Genomic DNA, 13091 nt, shown 5'->3' with positions numbered 1-13091 from the left:
AATGAAGCTGTTATCGTTTCGCTATGAAGGAAAAGAACGTTTTGGACCGAAAGTGAAAAAAGAAGAAGCCGTATGGGATGTATTAGCAATACAAGAACAATTAGAGGTTTTACCATCTTTTCCGGCACAGCTGATTGAAGGGATATCACAAGGGATGGAGTTTGTGGAGCAAATCCGGAAATTGACGGAAGCTGCTGCCCAATCCGAAAACCCGGACGATTTCAAACACTCTTATACAGAAATCGAATGGTTGGCGCCAATTGCGAGAACGCCTAAAAACATCATCGCCATTGGCAAAAACTATGCGGACCATGCAAAGGAAATGGGTTCTGAAGCACCTGAAGATTTAGTGGTCTTTACAAAATCGCCTACTAGCATTGTTCCAGATGAAGCGACCGTCTCGGTTCACAGCGATTTGACAGATTCCTATGATTACGAAGGCGAGCTTGCGGTTGTCATTGGTAAAGCTGGACAATCGATTCCAAAGCCGCTGGCGTATGATTACGTATTTGGCTATACAATCGCCAATGACTTGACGGCCAGAGATCTGCAAAGCAAGCACCAGCAATATTTTATAGGCAAAAGCTTGGAAGGCTCGTGCCCAATGGGGCCATACTTGGTGACAAAAGATGAAATTCCAGAAGCCCAGGATTTATCCATCGTCACCAAAGTAAACGATGAAGTCCGCCAAAACGGCAATACCGAAAATATGATCCGCCGTGTGGATGACATCATCGTTGAAGTTTCAAAATATGTGGCATTAGAACCCGGAGATGTTATTTTGACAGGAACGCCTGCGGGAGTCGGAAAAGGCTTTAACCCGCCGAAATTTTTAAAAGCAGGCGACACCGTGAAAGTTTCTATCGAATCAATCGGCACGCTCGTCACATATTTGTCATAACGCTCAACTTGTCCTTTAGCCCTTTAGTTATGCTAAACTGGTAAGGACTATATTATAAAGAGGTGACGTTATGGACTTTTTAGTGAATAATACGCATGTGCACATCACAACATGGGTCATCGGAATCGTGCTGTTTTTAATCGCCGCATCGATGCACCGCGAAAGCAAGGGCCGCAAAATTCTTCATATGGTCTTGCGCTTGTTCTACATTTTGATTATTATCACCGGTTTGGCGTTATTTATTGAGTATTCTTCAAGTGACGCAATGCAATACGGCATGAAGTTCCTTTTCGGCATATTGACAATTGGCATGATGGAAATGGTATTGGTTCGTTCGAAAAAACAAAAACCGACAACGATGTTCTGGGTTTTATTCCTGGTATTTTTAATTGTCACGATGTTCTTCGGTTTCAGATTGCCAATCGGCATCGACTTTTTATGAAATCGCTAAGACAGGCGCTTTATGCGCCTGTTTTTTTATGTGGTAAATTTCACAGTTTAGACGAAACTGGAGTTAGAAATGAGGCTTTCTCGATGTTTGGATGGCGGCTGGAGCAGGAGTTTGTTAAAATTAATCGGGTGGAACGGAATAACGTGGCCTCATTGAAGGAGGATTTTCAAATTGAAAGCAAAATGGCCAATCAGCATGTTCGTTTTGATGCTGTTAGTGAGTTTGATGAATCCTGCATCCGCAGCTGAAGAAACGCGGTCGCTGCAGGACGAAAGTATATATGATGTGTTAGTGGACCGTTATTTTAACAAGCAAATTCAAAATGATTTTAACGTGAACGGTTCCGATCCTGCCGCTTTTACCGGCGGAGATTTTGAAGGGCTGGTCAGTGAAATTGGCCACATTCAGGAAATGGGTTTTACCGTTCTTTCAGTTGGCCCCGTATTTTCTGCGGATACATACGATGGCAAGCAAGTGATTGATTACTCTAAATTGGAACGCCATTTTGGCACATCGGAAGAGTTTCAGGCCTTGATCGAAAAAAGCCATGACTTGGACATGAAAATCATCATAGACGTCCCAACGCAGCAGCTTAGCCCGAACCATGTATGGGCGGCAGAAAATCCCGACTGGTTTATGGACAATGAAGACGGAACCGTCGCGCTTGATCTATCAAATCCGGAAGCGCAAAAAGCGCTGGCTTCAACGTTTGTGGATTTTGCTGAAAACTACAAGATCGACGGGCTGCGCTTGCAATCAGCAGACCGGTTGGATCCGAAATTCATAGAAGAATTCTCAGCGGCGATGAAAAATGTGCGGAGCATGTACATTTTGAGCGACCAGGAAATGGAACCTGTTGCTGGCCTTGATGCAGTTGTGGCTCCGGGAGTTGAAAAGGCACTTCGGGATACGTACAAAAACTTTGACCAAGACGAAGCCGCTTTGGTTGAAGTGATGGGCGAGACTGAAAATGAGCTGATCCGAGTGGATTCGCTTTTAACTTCACGGTTTACATCTGACATTGTTAAAGATAAAGGCTATCCTCCCACACGCTGGAATTTGCTCTTTACACAACTGCTTACCATGCCGGGAATTCCGGTAGTCCAATACGGTTCTGAAATTGCAATGAACGGAGAAGCTGTTCCGGAATCGCACCAAATCTTGGATTTGGGCGTCGAGCAAGAGCTGGTTGACCATATCACGAATTTGATGTCGCTCCGCAATTCATCCGAAGCGCTGCGCGTCGGGGAGCTTGAAATGCTTCATGAAGAAGACGGCTGGCTCGTTTACAAACGCTCGAACGAAGATGAAACATGGATAGTGGCCATTAACAATTCTTCGGAAACAAAAAGCATCAGTTTGCCGGCGGATATCGTGGGCAGCGATAAAGAAATCCGTGGATTGTTCGAAAACGATATTGTCCGCCAAGAAGCAAATGGGGAATATCAAATTACATTAGACCGAGAAGTAGCAGAAACGTTTCACGTAACAGAAGAACGTGGATTCAACAAAGCTTACATTGCGGCTTTGATTGTGTTGTATGTCGTCTTCCTCGTGTTCTTGCGCATTGTCTGGAAAAAAGGAAAACAGCGAAAAGCGGACGAAGCGGCTAAATCGAAGGAATAAATGAAAAAAAGCACTGTCTCTTTTAAAGGGGCAGTGCCTTTTTTATTAGGATAGGTCTTTGTTTAAAAAGAAAATGCCAAGCGTTCCAGGACCGGTATGGGCCCCGATGACCGAACCGATTATATGGACTTCCACATCTTTCGGCTGGAAATGTTCTTCGATTTCTTTTTTTGCAATAGAAGCAAATTCTTCATCATCGCCGTGGCAAATTGCGATAGTTTGCTTGTTCAGCTTTTCGCCGCGTTCCGCCATCAATTCCATCATGCGTTTCACAACTTTTTTGCGTCCCCGCAATTTCTCGATTGGCACGAGCCGCCCTTCTTCCACGTGAAGAAGCGGTTTAATGTTCAATAAGCCGCCAACAAAGGCGCTTCCTTTTGAAATCCGGCCGCCTTTTGCCATGTAATCCAAATCTTCTACTGTAAACAAGCTTTCCAGATGGTCTGCCATTTTGCGGGTACGTTCGATAATTTCGCCGAGTGGATGGCCGGCATTCCGCAATTTTACAGCTTCTTTTACAAGCAAGCCATACCCAAGGGAAGCCGCTTTTGAATCGAGGATCGTCAATTTCAAATTTGGATGGTCTTCACGGACTTGTTCTGCGACCATAACGGCAGTGTTGTAAGTTCCAGACAGTTCAGATGAAAAGGCGATGTAATAGCCTTCATCCCCGTCTTTTGCCAACTGTTCAAAAGCGGACAGCATTTCTTCTGGAGAAGCTTGTGACGTTTTCGGCTGGACGCCTGTGCGGATCGCATCGAATACCTTTTTGGAATGGATGGTGCGGATGTCTTCAAATTCTTCATCGCCAATATGGACGCGAAGCGGAAATAAAACAACTTGTTCTTTTTTAAAAAAATCTTTTGGTAAATCAGAAGCGCTGTCTGCAAAAATTCTCATTGCAATCCCCCTATTTTTTATAATTTCAAACGCTCAATCAGCAATTCGGCGATGCCATCTTCGTTATTGGTCAACGTGATTTCATTGGCAATAGATTTCAGAGGGTCAATGGCATTTCCCATGGCAACGCCTACTCCGGCATAGTCCAGCATTTCCATATCGTTGTCTTCATCCCCGAAAGCGATGATGTGTTCTTTTGAAATGCCGAGTGATTTCGATACGCGGTCGATGCCAACCGCTTTGCTCAAGCCGCTTTTGACGATTTCAATTACATGCCAAGGCGCTCCCCAGCGTCTATGGTCGATCACTTCTGCATGGACAGACGACAAATGATCATGGATGAGCGGCACTTTGTCGATTGGTGCATGAATCAGCATGGATGTCGGATCCGCTTTTAAAAAGTTGCGCAAATCGCCAGTAGTGATGGAAGGATCCCCATAACGGAAAATATCCATTAACTTTTCATCGTGGTAGTGAACATACACGTCATCCAGCACTTCAGCTACGATGTTGTAAAAATTAAAGTCGTGCATTGATTCAACCACTTCATGGACAACGTCCAACGAGATAGGCGTGTGGTGCGTTCCCCATTTTGCATCATTCGGATGATGGACAAAAGCGCCATTAAAATTGACGATAGGTGTGGTTAAGCCAAGTTCTCTATAATAAGGTTCGCTCGAACGGTAAGGCCGCCCTGTAGCAATCATTACCTGATGTCCTGCATCGAGAGCTTTCCCGAGAGTCGTTTTCGTTTTATCTGAGATGACTTTTTGATCCGTCAATAAAGTCCCGTCCAAATCAAGGACAATCAAATGTGGTTTCATAAGTAAACGTCTCCTTTCTCTATAAGTACAGTGTAGCGATAAGTGGCGCGTTTCGTCAAAAAAATTTCATATTAATTCCCTATAAGCCGAATTAAAGAATTATCCGTTTTTTCAACGCTTCGGTCGCTTTGGGCATGGCTCTACTCTCTTTATGTAGCGAATAATGCTTCTACATCGCTTCGCTAGCTTCCAAGCAAAAGAACTGCCCTAAACTTTCTTTGTGGCAATTTCTTGCCTAGCCCGTAAATGCGCCGAAGATAAGAGATTCCTCGAAGCAATATGAAACTGCTTGCAAGGGACTGTCCCATAACTACAAAAATAAAAAAACGACAAAGAAAAGGATTGCTTTTCTTTGTCGTTTTTAAGCTAGCTGACGGGAATGGAAGCGGCGACTCCTGCGGGATTTCGGCGCAAGCCCGCGGAAAGCGTCCGCTGGAATGGACGTCAGCCCCTTTTGGGACAGCCCCTTAAAACTTGTATACTATAGTTCAGCAAATAAATCATAAAGGCTCAATCATGGGTGCCGGATTGTTTGCCGGTTTTTGAGAACATTGGTACGATTAAGGAAAAGGATGTGGGTAAAGTGAAAGTTGAACGTGAACAATGGGGAGGCATCCCTTTGCTGCATATAGCGCCCGAGAACGGTTTTAATGCAAAATTGCCCACTGTGGTTTTTTTTCATGGCATCACTAGCGCCAAAGAACATAATTTGCATTATGCCTACCAATTAGCGGAAAAAGGCATCCGTGTTTTATTGCCGGATGCACTGTTGCATGGGGAACGGGCAGAAGCTTTAACGGAAATGCAGCTGATCGTACGGTTTTGGGAAATTGTGCTGACTTCTATAAAAGAGCTCGACTACATAAATGAAACTGCCCATGCAAAACAATTAGTGGCTGGCGAAATCGCCATTGGCGGAACGTCGATGGGCGGCATAACTACGTTAGGTGCATTGACGGCCTATCCATGGATCAAAGCAGCGGCGGTGATGATGGGAGCTGGAAATTACGTCGAGCTGTCGAATGCCCAAATCACGCAATTTGAATCACGTGGCTACAAACTGCCTATTACAATAGAAGAACGTGAGCAATTGCAAAATACATTAGCGCTATACGACAGCACAAAACATCCGCATACCTTTAATCGCCGGCCATTGTTTTTCTGGCACGGCGAACAAGATCCCGTCGTTCCATTTGAACCGACCTTCAACTTGTATACTTCATTACTAGAGGAATACGCCGAAGTGCCGGAACGGCTCCATTTTATGCGCGAAAAAGAATCGGGGCATGCGGTCAGCCGGCAAGGGATGCTGGCAGGAACAGCTTGGCTTGCTAAGCATGTAGTGGAATAGGCAAGTAAATTTCATTTGACCGGAAAGTTTGTTACTATTAAAGGAACAGAAAAAGGAGGGATTCTTATGGATCAAGATATGCGCGATAGCATTATGGGTGCATTAGAACAAGTTATTGACCCTGAGCTTGGCGTTGACATTGTCAACTTAGGCCTCGTATACGATGTAGATATGTCAGAAGAAGGATTTACTGTCGTAACTATGACATTAACTTCAATGGGGTGCCCTATGGGCCCGCAAATCGTCGATATGGTAAAACAGGCATTATACGAATTGCCTGAAGTGTCCGAAGTCGATGTGAAAATCGTTTGGCAGCCAGTATGGGGCAAAGACAATATGTCTCGCTACGCCAAAATGGCGTTGGGAGTCCGATAAACACCTATTGAACAAACCTGTTTGGATTTATTCCAAGCAGGTTTTTTTCGTGCTTCGCAATTGCCATTTTTCAAGAAATCTCCTATAATTGAATTAGTCAATAAAGGTCAAACTCTATGGGGAGTGTTTAGAATGGTTCGAATGAACACAGAAGACCAAAAAACGCCATTAGAGCAATACGGGCGCAATATGATAGAAGAAGCCCAATCGGGGAAAATGGATCCGGTGATTGGACGGGACCAGGAAATCCGCAACGTGATCCGGATTTTATCACGAAAAACAAAAAACAATCCAGTCTTAATCGGTGAACCGGGAGTCGGGAAAACGGCGATTGTGGAAGGGCTTGCCCAGCGCATTGTCCGAAACGATGTGCCGGAAGGCTTAAAAGACCGGGTCATCTATGAACTGGATATGAGTGCGTTGATTGCAGGGGCGAAATACCGAGGTGAATTCGAAGAGCGCCTGAAAAGTGTATTGAAACAAGTCAAAGACAGCGATGGCCAAATTATTTTGTTCATCGATGAAATTCATACCATTGTCGGCGCCGGAAAAACAGAAGGTGCGATGGATGCAGGGAATATGTTGAAACCGATGCTAGCTCGAGGGGAATTGTTCTGCATCGGCGCTACAACACTTGATGAATACCGGCTGCATATTGAAAAAGATCCAGCACTCGAGCGTAGATTCCAGCAAGTCTTAGTACGCGAACCTTCTGTGGAAGACACGGTTTCGATTTTGCGCGGACTAAAAGAGCGCTTTGAACTGCACCACGCGGTTCGCATCCATGACCGGGCGATTGTCGCCGCCGCCGCGATGTCCAACCGCTACATCACAGAGCGGTTTTTGCCGGACAAAGCGATTGATTTAATTGATGAAGCGTGCGCGATGATCCGCACGGAAATCGATTCAATGCCGCAGGAACTGGACGAAGTGACGCGGCGCTTGATGCAGCTGGAAATCGAAGAACAAGCTTTGATGAAAGAAAAAGACACGGCCAGCAAAACACGGCTTGAAACGCTGCGAAAGGAAATAGCTGAATTAAAACAATCGTCTTCGGGCATGAAAAAACAATGGTCCGAGGAAAAAGAGTCGTTAAAGCAGATTCAAGTAAAACGCGAGAAATTGGATCAATATCGGCGCCAACTGGAAGATGCCGAAAACAAATACGATTTAAACGTGGCTGCGGAACTTCGCCATGGCAAGATTCCACAATTGGAGAAAGAATTGGCGGTGTTGGAAACAGCATTGGAAGTGGATGGAGCAGAACGGCTGCTCCGTGAAGAAGTGACTGAAGAAGAAATTGCAGGGATTGTCGCACGGTGGACAGGTATTCCAGTGACCAAATTGGTCGAAGGCGAGCGGGAGAAATTATTGCGCCTCGATGAAACCTTAAAAGAACGGGTTATCGGGCAAGATAAAGCGGTCTCTTTGGTGACCGAAGCCGTATGGCGTGCACGGGCTGGCATAAAAGATGAGCAAAAACCGATTGGTTCGTTCATTTTCCTAGGGCCGACAGGTGTCGGGAAAACCGAACTGGCGAAAGCCTTGGCATCAAATTTATTTGATTCGGAAGATCATTTTATCCGCATTGATATGTCCGAATACATGGAAAAACACAGCGTATCGCGTCTTGTAGGAGCGCCTCCCGGCTATATCGGCTATGAGGAAGGCGGGCAGCTGACTGAAGCGGTCCGGAGAAATCCGTATTCGGTTGTACTGCTTGATGAAATTGAAAAAGCTCATCCGGACGTTGCCAATATTCTGTTGCAGATTTTAGACGATGGCCGCATCACTGATAGCCAAGGGCGGCTTATCAATTTTTCGAATACCGTGGTGATCATGACTTCGAATATCGGTTCTGCTTTTATTGGAGAAGAAAACAACGAACATAATATAGAAGACATTGTCATGGCGGAACTGCGGAAGCACTTCAAACCGGAATTGTTAAACCGGATTGATGATATCGTAATTTTCCATTCACTGAACAATACACATTTCTTCGGCATTGCGAAAAAAATGCTTGCTGATTTAGCAAAACGCATGAAGCAGCAGCAAATCGAACTGGCAGTTGATGACTCGGTTATTGACTATATAATAGAAGCAGGAACCGATCCTGTCTTTGGAGCACGCCCTTTAAAACGCTTTATTCAACGTGAAATCGAAACTAAAATAGCACGAGAACTGATTAAAGGGGATATTGCGCCAAATACAGCCATTCAATTAGCTATGGATGGCCAGCAATTAAAAATCAACAAAAAAGAAGCGTAATCCGATAAACGGATTACGCTTCTTTTTCTTAATGCTTTTCTGGTGCTGGGCTGTCTGGAATGATTGACGAAATGATGAAGATCAATACGGCAACACCCAAAGAAACATAAACACCTAACATAAAATCGTAAGGTACGTTTTGAACAGCGCTCACTACGTAATTAAGCATGGATATTAATAAAAATGACCAAAGAAAGGTTCCAATAAATTGCATCTAGTTTCACCTCAACATAAAATATCTCCATCTATCATAGCATACGCACCTTCTGACAGAAAGGATGATTCATGATTTTACTGATATTTTGTCGGAAGTATGTCAATTGGTTGAAATCCATGCTTAAATGACGTATTATTAATACCAGGTACTAATATATGATGATAAATGAAACGAAATGAAAAGAGGGACCAGCGATGAATGCAGGAATACTCGGTATCGGCAGATGCCTGCCCGAAGATAAATTGACCAACTTCGATTTGGAAAAGCGCATGGATACATCTGACGAATGGATCCGGACGATGACTGGCATTGAACAGCGCCGAATTGCACGAGATGAGCAAGACACTTCGGACATGGCAAGAGAAGCCGCTAAAAAAGCCATTGCTGACGCAGGGATTGATCCAGCAGAGATCGGTTTGATTTTAGTTGCAACCGTGACTGGGGATCAGCCATTTCCATCTATGGCATGTATGATTCAACAAGATATCGGTGCAGTCCGTGCAGCAGCGATGGATGTATCAGCCGCTTGTGCAGGATTTATGTACGGTGTGGTGACTGCAAAACAATTTATCGAATCCGATGTCTATAAATATGTGCTCGTAGTAGGGGTAGAAAAACTTTCGAAAATTACCAACTGGGAAGATCGCAACACTGCTGTTCTTTTTGGTGATGGCGCAGGTGCAGCGGTTATCGGAAAAGTTTCAGAAGGGCGAGGCATCTTATCGTTCGAACTTGGAGCAGATGGCAGCGGCGGAAGCCATTTGTACCAGGAAGGCAAGCATTTGGTCATGAATGGCCGCGAAGTGTTCAAATTCGCTGTCCGTCAAATGGGCGAATCTGCAGAAACGGTAATTGAAAAAGCGGGTCTGACAAAAGAAGACGTCGATTTCCTGATTCCGCATCAAGCGAACATCCGCATCATGGAAGCGTCTAGAGCACGTCTGGATCTTCCGGTTGAAAAAATGTCAAAAACGATTCATAAATACGGCAATACGTCCGCGGCTTCTATTCCTATTTCTTTGGTAGAAGATGTGGAAGAAGGCCGGATTAAAGATGATGATGTTGTAGTCATGGTAGGTTTTGGTGGCGGCTTAACTTGGGGCGCTATAGCTATGAGATGGGGTAAATAATTGGATATGCGAAAGGAAGAAGATAGAATGTCGAATCGTCGTGTAGTCATTACAGGTATGGGTGCAGTAACACCGTTAGGAAATAATATTGAAACCACTTGGGAAGGCATTAAAGCGGGGAAGTCGGGCATTGGGCCATTAACTAGGTTGGATACAGAAAAATACCCAGCAAAAATTGCTGGGGAAGTAAGAGATTTTTCAATTGAAGATTATGTTGAAAAGAAAGAAGCGCGCAAAATGGACCGCTTTACGCATTATGCACTGGCTGCTTCGTTTATGGCGATGAAAGATGCAGGCCTTGAACTGGATGAAAAAACCGCATTGCGTACTGGAGTGTGGATCGGTTCTGGAATCGGCGGAATGGAAACGATTGAAAATCAAATGGATGTACTAAACGATCGCGGGGTTCGCCGCATCAGCCCGTTTTTAATTCCGATGATCATTCCCGATATGGCTTCAGGCCAAGTATCCATTCACTTGGGGGCAAAAGGAATCAACTCATGTTCAGTAACTGCGTGTGCATCCGGAACAAACTCCATCGGGGATGCGTTCAAAGTGATTCAACGTGGAGATGCAGATGCAATGATTACAGGAGGCGCAGAAGCGCCGATTACTCGTCTATCTGTCGCAGGATTTACTGCGAACACCGCTTTAACGACGAACGAAGATATGGCGACTGCTTCTCGTCCTTTTGACAAAAACCGCGATGGATTTGTGATTGCAGAAGGAGCCGGCATTGTCATTCTGGAAGAATACGAACATGCAAAAGCGCGCGGGGCTAAAATTTACGCTGAAGTAGTAGGATATGGCTCAACCGGAGATGCCCACCACATTACAGCACCAGCTCCAGGCGGAGAAGGTGCGGCGCGTGCTATGGCTCAAGCGATTGAAGATGCCGGAATTGAAAAAACAGCAATCGGCTATATTAATGCTCATGGAACGAGCACGCCTTATAACGATTTATACGAAACCATGGCAGTCAAGACGGTATTTGGGGAACATGCATACAAATTGGGTATGAGTTCAACCAAATCTATGACGGGGCATTTGCTTGGAGCAGCTGGCGGCATTGAAGCCATCTTCACAGCTTTAGCATTAAAAGAAGGCATCATGCCTCCGACAACCAATTACGGAACACCCGATGAAGAATGCGATTTGGACTACGTACCAAACGAAGCACGCAAAGCGGACTTGTCCTATGCCATGAGCAACTCATTAGGCTTCGGCGGCCACAATGCTTCACTGGTATTCAAGAAATTTGAAGAATAAATAGAAATCCCCGTGCTGTGAGCAGCACGGGGATTTTTTATTTGCGTTTGCGGCCAAGGCCCATCGCGTTTTCCATTTTTTTCAGCGTCTTGTTTGCCAAAAAGTTGGCTTTTTCAGCACCGCGGTCAAGAATCACATCGAGTTCTTCAGAACCAAGCAGCTCTTGATAGCGCTCTTGAATGGGGGCGAGGTGTTCAGTAACGGCTTTAGCTACAGATGCTTTAAAGTCGCCATAGCCGGCTCCATCGTATTTTGCTTCAAGTGCTTTGATGGTTTCTCCTGTAAGGGCAGCTTCGATCGTTAACAAATTAGAAACGCCAGGCTTGTTCACCGGATCGAATCGGACAATGCCTTCGGAATCAGTTACTGCGCTCTTGATTTTCTTTTCAATGGTTTTTAAATCATCCAATAAAGTGATGATGGCTTTTTTGTTTGGATCGGACTTGCTCATTTTTTTCGCTGGGTCTTGGAGCGACATGATGCGGGCTCCGTTTTTAGGAATTCGGATTTCCGGAATCGTTAAAACATCGTTAAATTTTTTATTGAATCGCTCTGCCAAATCACGTGTCAACTCAATGTGTTGCTTCTGATCGTCGCCGACAGGCACCACATCTGTTTGATAAAGCAAAATATCTGCAGCCATCAATGGGGGATAAGTAAGCAAGCCTGACGATACAGAAGCATTCTTAGCGGATTTGTCTTTGTATTGAGTCATCCGCTCAAGCTCGCCGATTGTGGAAATGCATTGCATCATCCATCCCGCTTGAGCATGGGCTGGCACTTCCGACTGGATAAACAGTGTAACTTTTTCTGGATCAATGCCGACTGCCAAATAAAGGGCAGCAAGCGCTTTGATATTTTTTCTCAGCTCGAGCCGATCTTGCGGCATTGTGATTGCGTGCTGGTCGACAATGCAAAAAATACAATCGAATTCATCTTGAAGATCGGTAAATTGTTTAAATGCGCCGATATAGTTTCCTAAAGTGACTGTACCGGTAGGCTGGACGCCTGAAAAGATTTTTTTCATCCATATTCCTCCTCATAATAAAAAAACACAGCACACATCCCCTGTAAAAAAGGGACGAATGATGTGTTTTTCCGCGGTACCACCCTAGTTGCCAATCTATGGCCACTCTTCTTCGTAACGTGAAGATCACGAAAACGGCTACTAGTCTGTTCACCGTTTTAGCTCAAAAGCCCATTCAATGCAGTTCTCTATCTGTTTTCACCAGCCACAGACTCTCTTATAGAAGAAACCGCATCTACTCTTCTTTCTCATCGCCTTACTATTAGACTTAATTATAATACAGTAAAGATTTTTGATGCAACAGTTATAATTCGTAAATGATGAGGGAAATACCCATAAGGATCAATGTTACAACTCCGATGATCAGCAAAGGTGCGCTTGAAAACGGAAGCAATTCTGACGGTGGGCGAATTTCATCATCTTCCATTGTGGTTTTTGTTTTGAAAATTTTTCGCATGCTCATAGCAAAGATGTCAAAAACTCCATTGCGGATAACAAAAACCCACAATCCGAAAAAGACTAAGATGCCCCCATAAGCAAAAGAAATATTAATATAGGACAATAGCGAAAGATTTTCGGATCTAAAAAATATTGTCAGGAAAATTATTCCTTGAATAATTAAAATGCCAATTATTGTTTTTTTCATTCAGCAAAACCTCAATTCTTCTCTAGTGTAGAAGAATTTTTACAAAAAATCAAAAAAAAATTGGTTTAATTTCGAAAAAAATGGGTTTAACAAATCCCTTTGTACA

14 protein-coding genes and 1 other annotated feature are annotated in these 13091 nt (G+C 44.4%); of the genes, 9 read left to right on the top strand and 5 right to left on the bottom strand.

The annotated features are described in order from the left end of the window. The first annotated feature begins 1 nt into the window (after nucleotide 1). From ACRRQV_RS06110 to ACRRQV_RS06095, 4 genes are all read left to right on the top strand, one after another. On the top strand, nucleotides 2–901 hold the full coding sequence (locus ACRRQV_RS06110; protein WP_432528738.1) for a fumarylacetoacetate hydrolase family protein: 900 nt from the start codon (nucleotides 2–4) through the stop codon (nucleotides 899–901). Between the two features lie 70 nt (nucleotides 902–971). Further along, on the top strand, nucleotides 972–1343 hold the full coding sequence (locus ACRRQV_RS06105; RefSeq protein ID WP_432528736.1) for a YisL family protein: 372 nt from the start codon (nucleotides 972–974) through the stop codon (nucleotides 1341–1343). After that, nucleotides 1340–1600, top strand: coding sequence for a hypothetical protein (locus tag ACRRQV_RS06100; protein WP_432528734.1), 261 nt, complete (start codon nucleotides 1340–1342; stop codon nucleotides 1598–1600). The genes ACRRQV_RS06105 and ACRRQV_RS06100 overlap by 4 nt, the downstream gene beginning before the upstream one ends. After that, nucleotides 1524–2978 (top strand): alpha-amylase family glycosyl hydrolase, encoded by a 1455-nt coding sequence (locus ACRRQV_RS06095; RefSeq protein WP_432528732.1) that lies wholly within the window; start codon nucleotides 1524–1526, stop codon nucleotides 2976–2978. Before ACRRQV_RS06100 ends, ACRRQV_RS06095 begins: the two co-directional genes overlap by 77 nt. A gap of 45 nt (nucleotides 2979–3023) precedes the next feature. On the opposite strand, the gene ACRRQV_RS06090 is transcribed toward ACRRQV_RS06095, so the two are convergent. Further along, complete coding sequence (locus ACRRQV_RS06090) at nucleotides 3024–3878, bottom strand: DegV family protein (protein WP_432528730.1); 855 nt, start codon at nucleotides 3876–3878, stop codon at nucleotides 3024–3026. 17 nt (nucleotides 3879–3895) lie between these two features. Next, nucleotides 3896–4702, bottom strand: coding sequence for a Cof-type HAD-IIB family hydrolase (locus ACRRQV_RS06085; protein WP_432528728.1), 807 nt, complete (start codon nucleotides 4700–4702; stop codon nucleotides 3896–3898). A 574-nt stretch (nucleotides 4703–5276) separates the two neighbouring features. Between ACRRQV_RS06085 and ACRRQV_RS06080 the strand changes: the two genes are divergently transcribed. From ACRRQV_RS06080 to ACRRQV_RS06070, 3 genes are all read left to right on the top strand, one after another. After that, complete coding sequence (locus tag ACRRQV_RS06080; RefSeq protein WP_432528726.1) at nucleotides 5277–6053, top strand: serine aminopeptidase domain-containing protein; 777 nt, start codon at nucleotides 5277–5279, stop codon at nucleotides 6051–6053. A 66-nt stretch (nucleotides 6054–6119) separates the two neighbouring features. Beyond that, complete coding sequence (locus ACRRQV_RS06075; RefSeq protein ID WP_432528724.1) at nucleotides 6120–6428, top strand: metal-sulfur cluster assembly factor; 309 nt, start codon at nucleotides 6120–6122, stop codon at nucleotides 6426–6428. Between the two features lie 132 nt (nucleotides 6429–6560). Continuing rightward, nucleotides 6561–8696 (top strand): ATP-dependent Clp protease ATP-binding subunit, encoded by a 2136-nt coding sequence (locus ACRRQV_RS06070; RefSeq protein WP_432528722.1) that lies wholly within the window; start codon nucleotides 6561–6563, stop codon nucleotides 8694–8696. 28 nt (nucleotides 8697–8724) lie between these two features. Here the strand turns inward: ACRRQV_RS06070 and ACRRQV_RS06065 are convergent, their stop codons facing one another. After that, entirely contained in the window at nucleotides 8725–8910 is a 186-nt protein-coding gene (locus tag ACRRQV_RS06065; protein WP_432528720.1) for a YjzD family protein, read from the bottom strand. A 197-nt stretch (nucleotides 8911–9107) separates the two neighbouring features. On the opposite strand from ACRRQV_RS06065, the gene ACRRQV_RS06060 reads away from it, so the two are divergent. Together ACRRQV_RS06060 and fabF are read left to right on the top strand one after the other, a co-directional pair. Then, nucleotides 9108–10043 (top strand): beta-ketoacyl-ACP synthase III, encoded by a 936-nt coding sequence (locus tag ACRRQV_RS06060; RefSeq protein WP_432528718.1) that lies wholly within the window; start codon nucleotides 9108–9110, stop codon nucleotides 10041–10043. 27 nt (nucleotides 10044–10070) lie between these two features. Next, complete coding sequence (gene fabF, locus ACRRQV_RS06055; protein ID WP_432528716.1) at nucleotides 10071–11312, top strand: beta-ketoacyl-ACP synthase II; 1242 nt, start codon at nucleotides 10071–10073, stop codon at nucleotides 11310–11312. 37 nt (nucleotides 11313–11349) lie between these two features. Here the strand turns inward: fabF and trpS are convergent, their stop codons facing one another. After that, a complete protein-coding gene (gene trpS, locus ACRRQV_RS06050; protein ID WP_432528714.1) occupies nucleotides 11350–12339 on the bottom strand; it encodes a tryptophan--tRNA ligase in 990 nt (329 codons plus the stop codon). A 47-nt stretch (nucleotides 12340–12386) separates the two neighbouring features. Beyond that, nucleotides 12387–12600 (bottom strand) — a binding site (T-box leader). 43 nt (nucleotides 12601–12643) lie between these two features. After that, nucleotides 12644–12985: a DUF3899 domain-containing protein gene (locus tag ACRRQV_RS06045; RefSeq protein ID WP_432528712.1), complete on the bottom strand. Its 342-nt coding sequence runs from the start codon at nucleotides 12983–12985 to the stop codon at nucleotides 12644–12646. Between the last annotated feature and the right edge of the window lie 106 nt (nucleotides 12986–13091).

Source organism: Planococcus sp. YIM B11945 (genome assembly GCF_050864155.1).
Classification (GTDB): domain Bacteria; phylum Bacillota; class Bacilli; order Bacillales_A; family Planococcaceae; genus Planococcus.
The sequence above is the reverse complement of the archived record's forward strand: the minus strand, read 5'-3'. Positions and strand labels throughout refer to the sequence as shown.

Bases quoted from the DNA above. Each gene is read 5' to 3' on its own strand.
- ACRRQV_RS06100 (WP_432528734.1), top strand. From the start codon at position 1,340: ATGAAATCGCTAAGACAGGCGCTTTATGCGCCTGTTTTTTTATGTGGT.
- ACRRQV_RS06110 (WP_432528738.1), top strand. From the start codon at position 2: ATGAAGCTGTTATCGTTTCGCTATGAAGGAAAAGAACGTTTTGGACCG.
- ACRRQV_RS06105 (WP_432528736.1), top strand. From the start codon at position 972: ATGGACTTTTTAGTGAATAATACGCATGTGCACATCACAACATGGGTC.
- trpS (WP_432528714.1), bottom strand. From the start codon at position 12,339: ATGAAAAAAATCTTTTCAGGCGTCCAGCCTACCGGTACAGTCACTTTA.
- ACRRQV_RS06090 (WP_432528730.1), bottom strand. From the start codon at position 3,878: ATGAGAATTTTTGCAGACAGCGCTTCTGATTTACCAAAAGATTTTTTT.
- ACRRQV_RS06085 (WP_432528728.1), bottom strand. From the start codon at position 4,702: ATGAAACCACATTTGATTGTCCTTGATTTGGACGGGACTTTATTGACG.
- ACRRQV_RS06065 (WP_432528720.1), bottom strand. From the start codon at position 8,910: ATGCAATTTATTGGAACCTTTCTTTGGTCATTTTTATTAATATCCATG.
- ACRRQV_RS06045 (WP_432528712.1), bottom strand. From the start codon at position 12,985: ATGAAAAAAACAATAATTGGCATTTTAATTATTCAAGGAATAATTTTC.
- ACRRQV_RS06075 (WP_432528724.1), top strand. From the start codon at position 6,120: ATGGATCAAGATATGCGCGATAGCATTATGGGTGCATTAGAACAAGTT.
- ACRRQV_RS06060 (WP_432528718.1), top strand. From the start codon at position 9,108: ATGAATGCAGGAATACTCGGTATCGGCAGATGCCTGCCCGAAGATAAA.
- ACRRQV_RS06070 (WP_432528722.1), top strand. From the start codon at position 6,561: ATGGTTCGAATGAACACAGAAGACCAAAAAACGCCATTAGAGCAATAC.
- fabF (WP_432528716.1), top strand. From the start codon at position 10,071: ATGTCGAATCGTCGTGTAGTCATTACAGGTATGGGTGCAGTAACACCG.